Source organism: Paenibacillus sp. MDMC362, assembly GCF_003269305.1.
Classification (GTDB): domain Bacteria; phylum Bacillota; class Bacilli; order Paenibacillales; family Paenibacillaceae; genus Paenibacillus_AQ.
This window is the reverse complement of the sequence record NZ_QLYT01000010.1, coordinates 56,849-74,462: the sequence shown is the minus strand read 5'-3', so window position 1 is coordinate 74,462 and position 17,614 is coordinate 56,849. Positions and strand designations below refer to the sequence as shown.

Genomic DNA, 17,614 nt, shown 5'->3' with positions numbered 1-17,614 from the left:
AATCTTGAGATAAGATATGGAACCATAAATGCAAGGAAACCCTGCATAAAGACCTTCCAATCCGGAAGGTAGGAAAGCACCATTCTCCACATGTTAATCCCCCTGTTAGCCAGCATTAGCGCCATTTAAGCGTAAGTCTCTATAATGCCATTATTATCTAAGCAACAACCGTTTAAACTTATTACATCGACGACTATGCAGGAGTGGAACTGAGGCCATTGGAAAGTTTGGCTTGACTAAAGACACTGGATACGCGAGAGGGAAATAATGTTAAAATAACGTCAGGCAGGTAGCTCGTACGTTAGGAGGTTCCATAAGATGAAAATATTGTCGGTAGGAATCATAGGGACCGGATTTGGCGGTACCGTTCATGCTCCCATTTTATGGATCCATGCTTCGAAATGGCCATCAGGAAAGTTAAAGGAGGGGGAGGCATGAATCCGAGGCGCTTACAGATCGGAATGTGGGATTATTTTACCGAAGATCGATGGGATGATCTTGCAGACAAGTTTATCAGCGGGATGGAAATATGCAGCTTTTCGAATCGGGAGGCCTTATTACAGGTCAGCGAATTTTGCTGCAGCCAGCGGATCGCTTTCGGTGTGCATGCTCCGATACTGGGCGACGCTGGTTATCGATTGCCTCTAGTTAATGCACCGGAGACCGGGATTTTCCAGGAAGCACTTGAACAAATCTCGACTGAAGTTCAGTTAGCCTCCAGTGTAGGCGCAGATTATATGCTGTTCCATTATCCATTCTATCCGGTCTTTCAGGAGCCCTTTACTCCGTATCCGAGACTACCCGATTCCGGACATCGTTATAGCTACAACCAAATGAGCAAAACAAAATTCCGGGATATTTCCAAAACGTTATTTGAGTTTCTTTGTGAGCTGCAGCTCCGCTCCGGGCAGCGCATTGTGCTGGAACATGATTTTTTTGGTGATTACGAGGATGTGTTTATGGATAGCTTTCACGATTATCCTGACATCGGGTTTGTGCTGGATACGGCCAGACTTGATATTACCCGCAGGGCCTTTCACGGGTTTGACCCGTATCATTTTCTGGATCGGATGGCATCCCGGGTATATTTGGTCCATTACAGTAACGTACTTTATGATGAGGACAAGTTCACGCATCACCTGCCTGTCCTGCCGGAGCATGATCATAATGTGAATTACGGAGATGCCTACGCCTATTTGCGATATCTTGCAGACCGGAATTCACAGTTTCATGTAACGTTTGAACATAAAGCCAGTCTCATAACCCGACAGCAGCTGCACCAGATTTATAGCCGGACGGCTTTGTTGCTGGAAGAGCAGGGTGGGCACGTACTAATCCGGTAGAAAACCGGATAGATATAAAGAGTGGTCAGAGCATGCATACCCAATTACCACAATATAAGGTACGGTGTTTGACCTGAACTATCAGGTGGGGAGGAACCCTTTATGCTAGAGAGCTTGATTGTTGTGTTTGTGCTAACGATGGTGATTCATACGGCGGAAACCTTGTCGTACTCCGCAAGATATGCCGGGGTGAGGCTAAACAAAATCGCTGTTGCATTATCGTTGACGGGGATTATTGTGCTGGTTTCCCGAACGTCCAACTTAGTTCAAGCTCCGCTGACAGCCAAGTTTGTTGATTATGCAAAGGTGGATCCTTCATTTGATGTGCTCTCCTATTTCAGGGCGATTCTGTTAGCCGCCTCGATCGGAACGATTGTCGCAATCGCATGGTTTCCCACCTTTGTTAATCTGTTCAGCAGAGTCATCAGCAAGCTGGAGGTCGCCGGATCGATTCCGAAGCTGGTATCCAGTGTGACCATTGGACAGCTTAAGAACACAAGGCATTACATAAGAAAGCCTAACTTGAAATGGAGTCAGTTTCGTTATTTAGGAGTACCTAAGCGGTTTATTATCCTAAATATTGTGGTCACCGCTTTTTACACCGTAGGTGTCCTGTCATCCCTGTACGCAGCTCATCTCATTCCCCAGTACAGCACCACAGCATCTCAGGCATCCGGGTTAATCAACGGAATCGCGACCATTATTTTAACGATATTTATTGATCCCCAGCTTGGACTGATTACCGATAAGGCGACTCGGAACGAGGAGGCGAGGGATCAGCTTGGCAAAGTATATACGATGCTGATGGTTTCAAGGTTTTTTGGGACCATGCTGGCACAGCTCGTGATCATTCCGGCCGCTTATGTGATCAGCGAGATTGTGAAGTGGATATAAGGACTGTGATTGTTGCTTGAACCCCAGAAGGAGAGAGGGAGAATCGTAATGACGCGTAAACGTGTAGTGATGGAATCCGTGCTGTTCGCGGCAGCGATATACATAGGCTATTTTGTTTTTATGATACTGCAAGGCATGGTGCTAACACAGAGATATGTGCGGGATCTGGATCTGAGCAGGCAATATGAACTGACGGAATCCCTGCCGGCTCAGGCAGTATTTGGAATGTTTGAGCGGAATAGCGAATGGTTCACCGTGGCTGCAATTGGAGGCTTTTTTGTATTAGGCTGCATATATGGAAGTGTTAGATGGTTGTTGGCAAAACGAAGACCGCAATCCTAACATTGAATTTTCTAGTGAGCATAGAACCCTGTCATGGATGCCTGTCCAAGCCAGGGTTATTTGTCTGGAAAGAGGACAGTGCCGAAATAATTGGATCACCCAATAACCCGGTACACCTGTAAATTTGGTGCTTATAAGCCATTAAACGGATTTGTAAGCGCTATTTTTATGCTTGACAGCCTTTTCGGATGCGTTTATGCTAAACATGCGGTTAATTGGGTCACCCAATTATCGTTTGCGCAAGTAGGGATAGAGAGGGTAGTCATATGACCATTAAGAAGATTAAATATCATCGGGTGTACGAGGATGTCATCGAACAGATCAAGAATTTGATTCTGGAAGGAAATCTGACCCCGGGCGATGTTCTTCCCACAGAGCGGGAGCTGGCCCAATCGTTTGGCATTAGCCGCGGGACATTGCGGGAAGCTTTCCGCATTCTGGAGCGCGAAGGACTGATCGAAGCCAGACCCGGAGGCGGGCGTTTCTTGAGCAAGGCACTGGATGTTGCCGAGGATCGCAGCCGCATCCTGGATAATATCGAACGCGCGACCATCATTGAGTTGTTAGAGGCGCGCGAATTGTTTGAGACCGGAATTGTGGAGCTGGCGGCAAAGCGCGCAACCGATGAGGATATCGCCGAGATTGAGGCAGCCTTCGCGACTTGGGGGGAGATCGATCAGAATGCGGAGGATCGATCGAAGCCGGATCAAGCATTCCACTTGTCGATTGCCAAAGCCACGCATAACGTTGTCCTCGTCAATATGATTGAATTGCATATGGATTTGCTGCAGCGGACACTGAGCAAAACCGCTCAGATTCCGGGTCGCAAGAGCGAGGTCTACGAAGAACATTTACTTATTTTGCAAGCCATTAAGGAACGTGACCCGGTAAAAGCGAAGCTGGCTTTGCTGAACCATCTCAGAAGGGTTAAAGAGAACATACAGAAAAACTACATTCATGTTTAGAAGGGGAGAAACGCGCCCCCTTTTAGCACAAATTGGATAATCCAATTATCCAATGGTCATGGGTGAATATGTTGGTAGAGAGGGACTGCAGATGAATACAGACATTCGAATTCTATCACCCTGCGGCATGCTGGGATATGGCTTTCCTGAACAATCCTTTATGAACGGGCTGGAGTTTAAGCTGCACGGCATCGTCGTTGATGCGGGCTCAACGGATGGGGGACCGCACAAGCTGGGCGCCGGCGTATCGATCGTCAGCAAGCGGGCGGTCAAGAAGGATCTGGACATTATGCTTACAAACGGTTTGCCTCGGAAAATTCCGATCATCATCGGCTCGGCCGGGGGCTCGGGGGCACGGACCCATGTGAACTGGACGCTGGATATCATTGATGAGATTTTGGATGAGCGGGGGCTTCAGGCCAAGGTGTCCGTCATATGGGCCGACTTCACCCGGGAGGAAATCCGTCAGGCGAAGGAAGAAGGGCGGATTAAGGCACTAAGTCCGAATATTCCGCCACTCACCAGTGAGTTGATTGACTCCACCAACAGCATCGTTGCCCAGATGGGACACGAGCCTATTGTGGAAGCGCTTCAACAAGGTGTGGACATCATCGTCTGCGGCCGGGCGTATGATCCTTCGCCTTTCGCGGCGATCGGGATCTATCACGGCAAGGACCCGGGGCTATCCTATCATCTGGGCAAAATATTGGAATGCGGTGCATTGTGCGCGGAACCGGGAACCACCAAAGACAGCATTCTTGGCACGATCAGCGACCATTCGTTTACCGTTCAGTCGCTTAACCCGAACCGGACATGCAGCCCGACGAGCGTTGCGGCACATACCTTTTATGAGAAGGAACATCCGTATATTCTGCACGGTCCCGGCTTTACGCTCGATTTGGAGAACTGCCGCTTCGAGGAGGAGGAGAAAGGCATCGTTCGCGTAACCGGCAGCCGGTTCATTCCAGCGGAGAAATACTTCATTAAGCTGGAAGGCGCTAGGCGCGTCGCTTATCGTACCTTCGTGGTGGCCGGGATCCGGGATCCGCTCCTGATCGGGAAGCTGGAAGAGGTTGAGGAATATGTTCGCAACCAGGCGCGGGAATATTACCGGGAAATTCCGGAGTCGGATTATCGGATCCAATTTTACAACTACGGCAAGAATGGCGTTCTCGGAAGCAAGGAGCCTGAGTCGTTCGCCGGACATGAGGTCGGCGTCATGTTTGAAGTGGTGGCCAAGACGCAGGAATTGGCGAACAGCATCTGCGCGACGGTGCGCTCTACCTTCCTGCATTATGGCTATGAAGGCCGGAAATCAACGGCAGGCAATCTGGCATTTCCATTCGCGCCAAGCGATATCGAGTTCGGTCCTGTTTATGAGTTCTCCGTCTATCACCTGATGGAAATAAAAAATAATGCTTTTCGTATAGAGCATCGATAAGGAGGATCAAACCATGACTGAACTCGGCGATTTAGCGAAGGTACTGCGAAGCAAAAACTCGGGCCCCTTCGAAATTACATTAGACGTGTTGTTTGATTCCAAGGAGCAGTATGACAGAGTGAAACAGTCCGGCATCATTACGAAACGGACGATATGCGAGCTGTATCAGATACGGGAGGAGCAGATTCATCATTTGGTGTTTTTCGACCAGGCGCTGGGTTTCAAAATCACGATGTCGCGGGACATATCGTCGGGCAGTGTCGGCGACCGCGACGTATACGGTGCCCAGCAGCATGCTCCCCTCATGAAACTATCCATCAAACATTTCGAGGAGGGGTAAGCCATGAAGGTGTTAAGGCGATTGAGGCAGGATTGGGTACTGTACGCGATGCTGTCGCTGCCTCTGCTCTACTTTTTTATCTTTCACATCATTCCGCTGTACGGCATGAAACTCGCCTTCCAGGATTACCGGATTCTCGGGGATCATGAATGGGTCGGGTGGAAGCACTTCAAAACGCTGTTCAGCTCGCCCGCCTTCACAAGCGTATTGCAGAATACCATCATCATCAGCTTGATGAAAATCGTATTCGTGTTCCCGATTCCGATCATGCTGTCGCTTCTGATTAATGAAGTTCGGAGCACGAAATACCGCAAATATGTGCAATCCGTGGTCTATCTGCCACATTTTCTGTCCTGGGTCGTGATTGCCGGAATCTGGATTAGTCTCTTGAACCCTGCCGAAGGCGGAGTCAATCTGATAGCGAATTTCTTTCAACTGCCATCCGTGGATTACATGACCAGCAAGGAGCATATCCGTTGGGTGCTTGTATTCTCCGAAATCTGGAGAAGTGCCGGCTGGGATTCGATCATTTATCTGGCAGCCATCATGAAGATCAGCCCAGGATTGTATGAAGCAGCCAAGATGGACGGGGCGACCCGGCTGCAGCAGATGAGGTTCATTACGCTTCCTCATTTATACAGCACAGTTGTAACCGTCTTCATTTTGAATCTGGGTTTCTTCATGAATGCTGGTTTTGATCAGGTGTTTAACTTTATGAACGATTCCATCATCAGTGTGGTGGATATTCTGGACACATATGTGTACCGAATCGGTATCGGGAACGGACAGTTTGCTTACGCAACTGCAGCGAGTCTGTTCAAGGGCGTGATCGGTATCATCCTCATCCTGGGCACGCATTTCATATCGAAGCGCTTCTCGGGCAAGGGCGTCTGGTAAAGGAGGGATTTAAGGGTGAGACGGCTGGAAATATCCAAAATCGTCATTTATCTCATGTTGTTTGTGTTTACGCTCATGGTATTGGTTCCTCTCCTGAATCTGCTGGCGCTGTCCTTAACCGATCCCGGCAAAGCCCATCTGATGGGCGGACTGGACATCTTTCCGAAGGGATTCTCGACAATTAATTACCAACTGTTATTGTCCAATCCCTTGATTACAGGCAGTATTCTGAATTCCGTATGGATTACCGTAGGGGGTACTTTCCTGAATCTGCTGTTGACCTCCATGGCGGCGTACGTGCTGGCCAGAACCGAATTTATCGGTAAAAAGGTCGTGTTGTTCTTTCTGATCGTCATTATGGTGTTTGAGCCGGGCATGATTCCCGAGTATCTGCTGGTGAAGGATCTCGGACTGATGAATACGCTAACATCATTGATTCTGTACAAAGCGGTCAACGTGTACTATCTCTTTATTCTCATGCGGTTCATTCAGGACATCCCGGAGGAGATTCTGGAGGCATCCCGAATCGACGGGGCAGGCCATTTCCGCTTGTACAGCCGAATCATACTGCCGTTGTCCAAGCCGGGGCTGGCGACCTTGGGCTTGTTTTACGGGGTGTACCACTGGAATGAATATTTCCGGGCGACGCTCTACATTTCGGACCCGACCAAATGGCCGCTGCAGGTCGTGCTTAGACAATTCGTCGTCCGCAAGGACAATACGTCCCTGATCGGCAACCAGAACATGTTCGACAGCTCGATCAACTTTGATTTTGCTTCCCTGCAGGCGGGTACGATCATGATTGCGATAGTGCCGCTGTTATTCCTATATCCGTTCATTTTGAAATATTACGCCAAAGGCGAACTGGAGGGCGGAGTGAAGGATTAAGAGGGAAGGCGAAGTCAGCTTATTTATAAGGCATGAATGTTCAAATTCATAAAAAGGGGAGAAAGATGAACATGAAAAAATTAAGCCTTTTACTCATCGTTGCCATGCTGGTTATGGTCATGTCGGCATGCACATCGAAATCAAACACGCCGGGAGCGGGCCAAACCGAACCCGGGACTACCCAGCCGGATGGAAGCGGTGATCCCGTTACATTGAAGATCGTGTATAAGGATGAAGGGACGGCGAATCCGGTTTCGGTTAAATTTTTCGAGACCTTGGAGAAATCCCTGGCCGAAGACGAAGGATTGAATGTGAAATTCGAGCTTGTTGACCTGGCACAGGGCAGTTATGCCGAGAACCTGAATCTCTTGCTGTTAGGCGGAACCATTCCGGATATCATCTATTTCCAGGGCGGCGACCAGCAAATTGCCGATCAAGGCCTGCTGGAGGATCTGACGCCTTACATTGAAAAATCCACTTACATTAAAGATATCATCGAACCGCATAACCAAACGCGGATGGCAAGCTATCCGTATCTGCTGTGGATCAAACCGCTTGCACCGAAAACGCCGGTCATCCGGGCGGATTGGTTTAATGCCGTGGAGAGTTCCAAGGCCTTGATGGAAAACCCGACCGTCGACAATTATTATGCCTTCTTCAAGGAACTGGTGGAGAAGAAGCCGGGTGAAGGCAAGCCGAGTTATGCGCTGACGGCAGCAGGCGATATCGCTGAGATCAACTTCATTTTCAATACGGCTTTCGGTTTGGATACGACTTGGCTTAAGAAGGAAGACGGAACGTATGAGTACTCCAAGATTTCTCAGAAGGAAAAAGAAAAGCTGACGTTCTACAACAAGCTCTACAAGGAAGGACTGCTGGACCCGCAATTCATTACGAAGCAATGGGATACGAAGGAAGATGCCTTCTATAAAGGAGAAGCTGCCGTTATTACGGGCACAGCCGGCAAAATCATTGATCTGTACGACGGAAGAATGCAGGAACTGGGCGGAGATAACGCTAATCTGATTGTGCTGCCTCCCGCCAAGGGTGAAGCTCAGGGCTTCGGGGCAACCGATGTTACGAAGGAATCCAGAGGTCTTGCGATCTCTTCGCAGTCGCCGCATAAAGACGTAGCGTTCAAGGTCTTCGATTATCTCGCTAGTCCGAAGGGGCAAATGCTGGATCGGCTGGGCTTCGAAGATGAACATTACAAGGTGGTCGACGGGGAGATTGAGCTGAACGAGAAATACTACAGCGAATGGTATGCGCGTTTCTGGGAACCGACCGAGATCCAATCCGAAACGCCTTTGAAAACGCCGCTATTGGGTGAGCCTGGAACCGAATCGTTGAAAATGGCTGGCGATTTCTACACGGAAGACAATAATTTCATCATCCCTGAACAATTCATTGCGAACTGGGATGCGATGAACAATCTGTACAAGGAATATTCGACGGATTTTATTACAGGCAAGAAGGACTTGTCCCAATTCGACCAATTCGTTGAAGCCTGGAATGCTGCAGGCGGAGCAGAGATAACGAAATACGCCAACGAAAACATCAAGTAAGGAGCCTATCACTATGACTACGTTTCGTGACCGGGTAAGGGGCGTGGTGATATCCACCGCGCTCGGAGACGCAATGGGAGCTCCAATCGAGAAATTGACGTACGGGGAGATCAAGTCCAAGTACGGACGCGTGGAATCCCTCATGACAAGATGGCATAAGATGGATCTGCCCCCCGACGTCAGGCTTGGCCGTGTAAGAGGCGATGGCATTGTCACGGACGATACGCTGATGACCATTGCGCTCATGAACGTGTATCTTACCGAGGGCAGGCATCTGGATGCCTATGATATGGGCAACGAGTTCGTGAAGGAGATCGCGTTCCGCAAGACGTTTGTTCCTGAGCTGAATGAGGAAACGTTGATCATTGACCGGTTGTTCTATCCGGAAAAATATATCTTCATGCGCCATGTGCTGGCCAACTGCGATCCGAGAGAAGGCGGCATCGGGAATATGGTGAACTGCGGGGCGGCGATGTACATCGCCCCGATCGGGATCGTCAATGCGGGCAATCCAAAGGCGGCTTATGATGAAGCCATCCTGTTTGCGATGGGTCACCAGAGCAGTTACGGCCTGGAAGCCGCGGGCGTTCTGGCCGCTTGCGTGGCGAAGGCGTTTGAGCCGGGAGTGAGTGTGGACGATATCGTCCGCACCGCCATCAGCCTGGCAAAAGACGGCACGAAAGCTGCCATTCAAGAGATGACGCAAGCTGCCCGCGAACTGCGGCAGGAGCGGGATGACATGGACAAAGTGATCGAAGTGTTTCAAGCGATCATGCTTAAATATTCGCCGATGGGCGATGACGTGAGCCGCCGCATCGACAAGGTTGGCATCCCGAGCAACCATTATACGCCCAGCCGCCTATGGTCAATTGAAGAGCTGCCGATGGCACTGGCGTTTATCGTTCTCAATGACGGTGATTACTATCGTTCGATTCTGGACGGGGTTAACTCCGGCCGTGACACCGACTCGATCGGCGTCATGGCCGGGGTGATCCTGGGCGCCATGTATGGCAGCGAGGTTATCCTCAAGGAAGATATTAAGCAGCTGAATAAGGTGAACCGCTTGGACCTGTGCGCTATCGCCGACCGGTTCAGCGGCATAGCCTCGAAGATCATTGAGGAGGATATTCGCATCAATGAGTCTCGGAAGGCCATAGTGAGTCGTTAGCTTTTTACAGAATAAGAACCACAAACGGATAGAGAAAATGCATTAAATAGGAGGGAGAGCAAATGATACCTAAACATTATGTAGAGACGGTATATGCGGGATTCATCGGCATGAACATTGGCATAAGGCTCGGTGCTCCCATCGAACCGGTGGCTTGGACGTATGAACGCATTCGGGACGTCTACGGCGATATACGGGATTACGTGAAGCCGTATACAACCTTTGCCGCTGACGATGACGCCAACGGTCCGGTTTTCTTTATCCGCGCGCTGTATGACGATGCGACAGACCGTGAGCTTGAGCCGGAGGATGTGGGCAAAGCATGGCTTAATTACGCAAGGGAAGGAATCGGCATGTTCTGGTGGGGCGGTGAGGATATCAGCACCGAGCACCGCGCCTATGTGAATCTGCGCAAAGGCATTCCTGCCCCTCGTTCGGGCTCGATCGAGGTCAACGGCACGGAGATGGCGGAGCAGATCGGCGGCCAGATCTTCATCGATTCCTGGGGCCTGCTGTTCCCGGGTCAGGCGGAGAAAGCGGCGGATTACGCGGAAAAAGCGGCCAGCGTCTCCCACGACGGCAACGGGCTTTATGGTGCCCGCTTCATGGCTGCTTGCATCGCCAAAGCCTTTGATGCTTCGTCCATGGATGAGATTATTGCGGAAGGCCTGCGCATGATTCCGGATGATTCCACCTATGCGCGCGTGGTCCACGCCGTCATGGACTTCCACCTGGAGGAGCCCTCGGATTTCCGCGCTTGCCGCCAGTACTTGGAGGACCATTGGGGATACGATAAATATACGGGCGTATGCCACATTATCCCGAATGCGGGCGTGTGCGTGCTTGCCCTTCTGTATGGCGAGGGAGATTTTGCGCGTACGGTCGAAATCGCATCGATGTGCGGCTGGGACACCGATTGCAACGCAGGCAACGTGGGAACGATCCTCGGCGTTTACGGCGGCTTGTCAGGAATGCCGGATCATTACCGCAAGCCGATCAATGACTTCATCGTGGCTTCCAGCGTGTCCGGCTATTTGAATCTGGTGGATTTTCCGACATTCGCCAAAGAGCTTGCGCTGCTTGGCTATCGTCTTAACGGAGAGAAAGCACCTGAAGAGCTGGCTCGTCGGGTGAAGCAGGGCGAGGTGTATTTCGATTTCGACCTGCCGGGATCTACGCATGGCTTTCGGACGAGCCATGCCTTCAAAACGCCGGTCGTTCGCCATTCGACGAAACATGTTTATGACAGCAGAGGATCGCTTGAAGTGGTTTTTGACAGACTGGTGGAAGGGGACAGCAGCAAGATTTACTATAAACCGTTCTATCGCCGGGCGGAGTTTAACGATGAGAAATATAAGCCGACCTTTGCCCCTCTGGCCTACAGCGGGCAGACCGTATCCGCCTGCATTTATGTGGATCAGTGGGAAGGCGAACCGGTTACCTTGACTCCGTATGTACGCAATACCTATACGCAGGAGGACGTGCGTATGACTCCGTTTACTCCTATGTGCGGAGAGTGGAACGCTGTTCAATTCGTCATTCCGGATACGGAAGGTGCCATGATTGATGAGATCGGTTGGATACTCGAGAGTCCGTCGCCGCTATTGAATCGTGCCATCGGAAGTTTGTTCGTCGGGCAATTCCGCATTACGGGAGCTGCGGATTATACGATCGATTTTGCCAAGCAAGCCAAAGAATTCGCTTCGATCACGCCATTTTCGCATCATCGAGGAACATGGGAGCTGCGTGACGGAGCGCTGCATTGTACTTCGGTAGGGGATACCTCGTCCTATTCAGGCAATTACTATGCCGAAGATATGGAGATTGAAGCGACCATCAAACCGATATCCGGCACCAGCCATTGTCTGATTACAAGAGCGCAGGGCGTCATGCGTCATTATCTGGCCGGGTTCGACGGCTCCAATTCCGTATCGTTTATCAGACAGGATTTCGGGATCAAGCGACTGATTACGGCAAGGTACGATTGGGCATTGGGTCAAGAATACCGCCTGAAGCTGGTGTCCGAGAAGGATCGGTTCATCTTGTATATTAATGGTGAGAATGTGCTAGAATGCAAGGAAACCGCCTATGGTCATGGCATGTTCGGCTTTGGCTGCTTGGATGACGGCGAGAATGAGATCAAGGATGTTCGCGTTCGTACATCAGAGCCGAAGCCGGTATAAGAGAAAGGAGCGGATTATCTTTGCGCAAGCTGGTTGTCATTGGCAGCATTAATATGGATGTTGTGAGTAATGTAGAGCAATTCCCCCGGCCGGGGGAAACGATGCATAGCAGGGGCACATCTTTTTTTCCTGGGGGGAAAGGGGCGAATCAGGCTGTGGCGGCAGCCTCGGCAGGTGCGGATTGTGCCATGGTCGGCGCGGTTGGTCTTGATCCATTTGGGAATACCCTGGTTGCTTCTTTGGAGGAACGCGGCGTTGGCGTTACTTCCGTCCTCTCCAAGACAGGCACCTCGGGGATGGCGATCATCACGGTTAACGAGGCAGGCGAGAATTATATTGTGCTGTCGGAAGGAGCCAATGGGCGGTTGACTGAAGAAGACGTAGCGACAGAGGTGAAATGGGATGGTGTATATGCTGTGCTGCTGCAAAATGAAATTCCGTGGCAGACGACGCACTACGTTATCCAATCGGCCAACAAGGCAGGCGTTCGCGTCTGGCTGAATCCGGCGCCTGCGCGAGAGGTCCCTCATGACGTTCTGCCGCTGATCGATACATTAATTGTGAACGAGACCGAAGCGGAAGTGGTAAGCGGCCTGAACGTGAAGGACGCTGCTACAGCCGATGCAGCTGCAGCGTCGATTATCGGCAGAGGCACCTCCAACGTGATCATCACCCTTGGCGAGCAGGGCTGCTTCTATGGGAATGACAGAGGTGCGCGTTTCACCGTTCCGGCTTTTCGTGTCACACCCGTGGATACCACGGCGGCAGGAGATACCTTCATCGGTGCTTATGCGGCGGCTTGCACGGAGGGACTGAAAACGGAAGAGGCCCTTCAGTTTGCAACTGCAGCGGCTGCACTGACGGTAACTCGGCCAGGCGCACAAGCCTCTATCCCGTCCAAGGAAGAGATTATGGATTTTATAAATAAATAATTCATTGCAAAAAGCGAGAGTGCGTCTTCGATGCCTTCTCGCTTTTGTCATTTTCCCCCAGCATTGCGAATTTGCGCTATAGGCGTACAATGACGGCGATCCGCTATTCATTCCGGATCTGATGAGCCTGCAGGGGTTGTGAAGGACGTCATGTCAGATGTAAATGCAGCTGCCCGACATGTTCTGCCGAACCCTTTCATATATGTAAGAGTGATGATAATGAATCTATGAAATGGGGTATCTGCTCATGGCAAAACAAAAAAGAGGCAAATCCTTGTGGAACCTACCAACTCGCGCCCGCGGTACATGCCCGGTGTGCAAGAGTACGCGGACTAAACTGTTGTATCCCCGGACCAAAACGGACGGGACTGCCCTGAAAGTGTGCAAGCGCTGTGACGGCGCTTCGCAGGAGCGGGTGGACGCGGCTGTATAGTTGTTGCACCAGCGGCCTTGCTTGCACGAACGATGGGATAATCTTGAGCATCATGTGCATAACTCTTCGAATACGGCTTATAAAGCTCCCTCACAGTAACATACCGAAATCAACCTGGCTCAAGTCGCAGCTGTTAGTAACGCATGCTCAGGTTTCTAATCCGGCATGTAGCTCGGGTGGCACCCGCTGCGCCCTATAATCCCTGCCTGTCTTGCTGTTCAGGGATTATTTGGAATATAATAGTTTTACTAAAGAGCGTGCATAGACCGTATTCCTCGTGAATCGGTCTATGCTTTTTACACGATACAGAAGCAGGCGGGGAATAACAGCAGGTTAGGAGGTGGATGGATGTTAGAGGAACGGTTAAAGGAATACATAAGCAAGCATCCGCAATTGATGACGGACCTTGGCAGCGTTCGCGACTTAGGACTGCCGCAATGCTATATTGCTGCTGGCTACATTCGAAATTATGTGTGGGACCTGCTTCATGGGTTAGAAGGAACGGATCGGCATACGGATATTGATGTGGTGTATTTCGACCCGGAAGATGTGTCTGAAGCGCGGGACACTCGATTGGAAGAGCTGCTTAGAACAACAACGGCGAACCCGAAATGGTCAGTCAAGAATCAGGCCAGAATGCATGTGAAGAATGGAGATGAGCCTTATAACTCGACCCATGCAGCGTTAACCTGTTGGCCGGAGACGGCGACCGCGGTCGGGGCAAGGCTGAATATCGAAGGAGGGCTTGAGCTTTGCTGTCCTTACGGATTGGAGGATCTATTTGCGCTTCGGGTTCGCAGAAGCCCTAACTTTCATAAGCGGAGCTATTATATGGAACGGGTAGCGAAGAAGCAATGGAAGGACCAGTGGCCGCAGCTAACGATAAGCGATGATTAGATAAGGATACCCTATATCCTAGCAGGAGTTGCAGTGAGCAAGGAAATCGGCTGTCCGTGTTGAAATTATAGGCAGGCCTTATAACGGCCGGAACAAGGGGCTATCGAATGGACATATTCAACCGCGCACGTCAAAAGGAAATATTGTATCATGAAACACTGTACGAGGAAGCCGTATTGTTTCAGCCTGGGAGCTGGTTAGCGAAGCCCGTGCAGACGGTCCTCGATCATCTGGAATTATTGTCGTTTCATGAGATGCGGGTATTGGATCTGGCCTGTGGCGTCGGGCGTAACGGTATCGCGGTTGCGCAGCGAATCCAAGCGGCGAACGGGCAGGTGGTCTGCGTGGATCTGCTGCCAACGGCAGTCGAGAAGCTGCGGCAGTATGCGGCACTACATGGCGTAAGCTCAAACCTTGAGGCCATTGTGGCAGACGTAGAGCACTATGAAATTGCCGAGGATACTTATCATTACGTCATCGCATGCTCATGCCTGGAGCATATGAGCTCCGAGGATGCCTTCGTATCCAAGATCGACCAGATGCAGGCAGGAACCGTGCACCAGGGCATACACTGCATCATGATGAGCACAGAGGTGAAGGAAATCGATCAGGAAACGGGCCTGGAGGAGGAAGGTTTAATCGAGTTGAATCTGTCAGCAGACAGAGCCTTTTCCATGCTCGATGACCTGTATTCGGAATGGGAGATCTTAACGAGGCGTCAGGTGCAGCAGGATATTCAAGAAGTGAAGGATGGGAGAGACATACTCTTTCGAAGTCAATGGATTACCTTCACTGCAAGAAAAGGAGCGTGTTAACTGTGGTGAAACATACGCATCTCGGCGTTTATGGAGTATTGATTCAATATGATCATATCCTGTTGATCCAGAAAGCGAGAGGGCCGCACAAGGGGAAGTGGGATTTACCGGGCGGCTCCATTGAGTTCGGAGAAGAGCCGGAACATACGCTGCAGCGCGAATTTATAGAGGAAACCGGGCTTTCTCCAATAAAGGGCAGTATCCGGACGGCTGTATCCTACACGATCGTATACCAGTATGAAGCGAATCGGATGGAAGAGCTGCATCACATCGGTATTATGTATGATGTCGAGCTGCTGAATGAGGAAGCCGTAATTAAAACGGACGGAGACGGTCAGGACTCATTAGGAGCAAAATGGATTCCCCTGGAGTCATTGGGCTTGTTACCGTTAACACCGTTTGTAGAGATGATGATGGATCCCGTATTAAAGGGTGAGACTTCTAAAGAAGCAGAGGTTGAAGGATGACGACATTCTATTTTGTGCGGCATGCGGACTCTCCATTTCTCGAGGGGAAGGAAAGGTCGAGGGGATTGTCCGCCGAGGGTTCCATCGCTGCGGTTCGAGTCAAGGACATGCTCCTGGGTGAAGGGATTGACGCGATCATATCGAGCTCTTATCAACGAGCCAAGGATACGGTCCAACCATTGGCGGACGCTTTGGGATTGCCGATTACGGAGCAAGAGGATTTAAGGGAACGGGAGGTCGGGGATTATCAGGGCCATTCCTTCCTCGATGCCAAGAAGATCCTTTTTCAGGATCCAACCACTTCCTTCCCCGGAGGGGAATCCAGCAAAAGCGCGCAAAGCCGAGCAGTCCAGGCGCTAAAGGAAATTCTGAACATGCATATCGGAAAGCGTGTCGTGATTGGCACCCACGGCGACATTATGACACTCATGCTGCAGCATTATGATCAACGATTCGATTATCATTTCTGGCTGGGTACGACGCTGCCGGATATTTACCGAGCCGAGTTTGAGGAAGGTCAGCTTGTGAATATCGCGCGGTTATGGAACGAGCCATAGTGCTGGAGTACTCTACATGATTTAAAAGGGGGCTGCCGCTATGAAGGTTTGCCCACTTAACGGACGGTTCGTTATATTCAAAAATGTGTCCAATGAAGAATGGCTGTGCTCAGGATGTTATCCTAGCACAGCCATTTCTTGCATTTCGGCTCGTTGCCGCTTCGAAAGCGCGTATACATTATGTAGACTGTACCTTACTTAAAATTTGAAAATGTTGATCGTTTTTTGCAGCCGGAAAACGGCATTATTCATTGATTCCGCTTCCTCGGCCATCTTCTGGATCGATGAGATGCCTTCATTCATGGATGCCGACACCTGCTCCGTTCCTGCGGCGGATTGCTGCGTAATCGCCGATATATTCTGAATCGCGGACGAAATGTTCTTCGCACTTTCGAGCATGGATTCGCTCTCCTTGGAGAAAGCGGCGATCTGTTCCGAAATATATTGCACACTGTTTACAATCTCCATGAACACCAGCTCAGCTTCACGGATCATTTCGGTTTGCTGCCTGACGACCTCTTCATTAATTTTAATGTTCTGGGTCGCATGTTTCACGTCCGATTCGATGCTCCGTACGAGATTGAATACTTCCCTTGTTGATGACGTGGATTCTTCGGCCAATTTACGCACCTCTTGGGCAACAACGGCAAAGCCTGCGCCGTGCTCGCCTGCTCTTGCAGCTTCAATGGATGCGTTCAAGGATAACAAGTTAGTCTGATCGGCAAGTTCAGAGATCGTCTCCGTGATCTGGGTAATTCCTCTGGCACTCCGGGCCAGTGCCTCAATGGACTCCGCGACCTTGGCCGTTGCGTCAATATTACGCTGCATTCCTGCAGACTGCTTGGCGACGGAGTCCCTCCCTTGCTCAACCAGTCCCAGCGTTTCGATCGAACGGGTATTCATTTCCTGGGTCGAATGCGTATAGTTGCTGACCTTCTCCTCGATCTCGCCAATGGAATGCGTCATTTCGGCTACGTCTTCCGAAATTTCGTTAGCCCCGACGGCCAGCTCATTGGAAGATAATGAGACTTGATTCATCACTTGAATGAGCTCCTGGTTTTTAATCGAGATATTGGAGCTTGAGGTCATGACCTGACGCGTAATATCCGAGGTTTCCTGCAATATTTTACGAAGCTTGTCCACCATGCTGTTGAATGTTCTGCTGAGATCGTTCATGCCCCCAACCTCTTCTACCTGGAAGGTGAAGTCGCCTTTCGCGATTTTGGCAGAAACGCTGGAGATTTCCGCGAAGGAGTTGGTAAGCGTTTTCTCAATAAGGCGAGAAAGAGGAAAAGTAAGACCGGTTAGTACCACCACGATGACCACGCCAATGATTGCTTTACCCATTAGAATAAATGCAAGCAGCATTGGAACCGCAAACAAAGCGGCAATGAGAAAACAGGCTGCAGTAATTTTTCGTGAGATAGGGAGTCTGTTGAACCATGCCATAAGAATGAGTCCTCCTCAACAACATAGGATATATTTAC

At 50.4% G+C, this 17,614-nt stretch carries 18 protein-coding genes; 17 read left to right on the top strand and 1 reads right to left on the bottom strand.

All coding sequences use genetic code 11. The features are described from left to right. Positions 1 to 434: 434 nt before the first annotated feature. The 17 genes from DP091_RS05065 to DP091_RS04985 all read left to right on the top strand — a co-directional run bounded on the left by DP091_RS05065 (position 435) and on the right by DP091_RS04985 (position 16,127). Positions 435 to 1,343 carry a sugar phosphate isomerase/epimerase gene (locus tag DP091_RS05065; protein WP_113057339.1) on the top strand — a complete coding sequence of 303 codons (909 nt, stop codon included), beginning with the start codon at positions 435 to 437 and terminating at the stop codon, positions 1,341 to 1,343. A gap of 102 nt (positions 1,344 to 1,445) precedes the next feature. Next, positions 1,446 to 2,237, top strand: coding sequence for a lipid II flippase Amj family protein (locus tag DP091_RS05060; RefSeq protein WP_113057338.1), 792 nt, complete (start codon positions 1,446 to 1,448; stop codon positions 2,235 to 2,237). A gap of 48 nt (positions 2,238 to 2,285) precedes the next feature. Beyond that, entirely contained in the window at positions 2,286 to 2,579 is a 294-nt protein-coding gene (locus tag DP091_RS05055; protein ID WP_113057337.1) for a hypothetical protein, read from the top strand. 266 nt (positions 2,580 to 2,845) lie between these two features. Next, entirely contained in the window at positions 2,846 to 3,544 is a 699-nt protein-coding gene (locus DP091_RS05050; RefSeq protein ID WP_113057336.1) for a FadR/GntR family transcriptional regulator, read from the top strand. Between the two features lie 91 nt (positions 3,545 to 3,635). Next, the gene (locus tag DP091_RS05045) at positions 3,636 to 4,985 is read left to right on the top strand and encodes an acyclic terpene utilization AtuA family protein (protein WP_258394407.1); all 1,350 of its coding nucleotides are present in this window, start codon (positions 3,636 to 3,638) and stop codon (positions 4,983 to 4,985) included. A 13-nt stretch (positions 4,986 to 4,998) separates the two neighbouring features. Beyond that, a complete protein-coding gene (locus tag DP091_RS05040; RefSeq protein WP_113057334.1) occupies positions 4,999 to 5,325 on the top strand; it encodes a DUF4387 domain-containing protein in 327 nt (108 codons plus the stop codon). Between the two features lie 3 nt (positions 5,326 to 5,328). Continuing rightward, positions 5,329 to 6,222: an ABC transporter permease gene (locus DP091_RS05035; RefSeq protein WP_113057333.1), complete on the top strand. Its 894-nt coding sequence runs from the start codon at positions 5,329 to 5,331 to the stop codon at positions 6,220 to 6,222. 15 nt (positions 6,223 to 6,237) lie between these two features. Then, positions 6,238 to 7,110 carry a carbohydrate ABC transporter permease gene (locus DP091_RS05030; protein ID WP_113057332.1) on the top strand — a complete coding sequence of 291 codons (873 nt, stop codon included), beginning with the start codon at positions 6,238 to 6,240 and terminating at the stop codon, positions 7,108 to 7,110. Between the two features lie 71 nt (positions 7,111 to 7,181). Beyond that, complete coding sequence (locus DP091_RS05025) at positions 7,182 to 8,675, top strand: extracellular solute-binding protein (protein WP_113057400.1); 1,494 nt, start codon at positions 7,182 to 7,184, stop codon at positions 8,673 to 8,675. Positions 8,676 to 8,688: 13 nt separating this feature from the next. After that, positions 8,689 to 9,843 (top strand): ADP-ribosylglycohydrolase family protein, encoded by a 1,155-nt coding sequence (locus tag DP091_RS05020; protein ID WP_113057331.1) that lies wholly within the window; start codon positions 8,689 to 8,691, stop codon positions 9,841 to 9,843. A 62-nt stretch (positions 9,844 to 9,905) separates the two neighbouring features. Next, the gene (locus tag DP091_RS05015; RefSeq protein WP_113057330.1) at positions 9,906 to 12,026 is read left to right on the top strand and encodes an ADP-ribosylglycohydrolase family protein; all 2,121 of its coding nucleotides are present in this window, start codon (positions 9,906 to 9,908) and stop codon (positions 12,024 to 12,026) included. Positions 12,027 to 12,046: 20 nt separating this feature from the next. Then, positions 12,047 to 12,958, top strand: a complete 912-nt coding sequence (gene rbsK / locus DP091_RS05010; RefSeq protein WP_113057329.1) for a ribokinase — start codon at positions 12,047 to 12,049, stop codon at positions 12,956 to 12,958. Positions 12,959 to 13,205: 247 nt separating this feature from the next. Next, entirely contained in the window at positions 13,206 to 13,391 is a 186-nt protein-coding gene (locus DP091_RS05005; protein ID WP_113057328.1) for a hypothetical protein, read from the top strand. A gap of 348 nt (positions 13,392 to 13,739) precedes the next feature. Beyond that, positions 13,740 to 14,288: a nucleotidyltransferase family protein gene (locus DP091_RS05000; protein WP_113057327.1), complete on the top strand. Its 549-nt coding sequence runs from the start codon at positions 13,740 to 13,742 to the stop codon at positions 14,286 to 14,288. A gap of 107 nt (positions 14,289 to 14,395) precedes the next feature. After that, the gene (locus DP091_RS04995; protein ID WP_113057326.1) at positions 14,396 to 15,103 is read left to right on the top strand and encodes a class I SAM-dependent methyltransferase; all 708 of its coding nucleotides are present in this window, start codon (positions 14,396 to 14,398) and stop codon (positions 15,101 to 15,103) included. A gap of 2 nt (positions 15,104 to 15,105) precedes the next feature. Continuing rightward, positions 15,106 to 15,570, top strand: a complete 465-nt coding sequence (locus DP091_RS04990) for an NUDIX hydrolase (protein ID WP_113057325.1) — start codon at positions 15,106 to 15,108, stop codon at positions 15,568 to 15,570. Further along, positions 15,567 to 16,127: a histidine phosphatase family protein gene (locus DP091_RS04985; RefSeq protein ID WP_113057324.1), complete on the top strand. Its 561-nt coding sequence runs from the start codon at positions 15,567 to 15,569 to the stop codon at positions 16,125 to 16,127. Before DP091_RS04990 ends, DP091_RS04985 begins: the two co-directional genes overlap by 4 nt. A 198-nt stretch (positions 16,128 to 16,325) precedes the next feature. Here DP091_RS04985 and DP091_RS04980 read toward each other — a convergent pair whose 3' ends face one another. Beyond that, entirely contained in the window at positions 16,326 to 17,576 is a 1,251-nt protein-coding gene (locus DP091_RS04980) for a methyl-accepting chemotaxis protein (RefSeq protein WP_113057323.1), read from the bottom strand. Between the last annotated feature and the right edge of the window lie 38 nt (positions 17,577 to 17,614).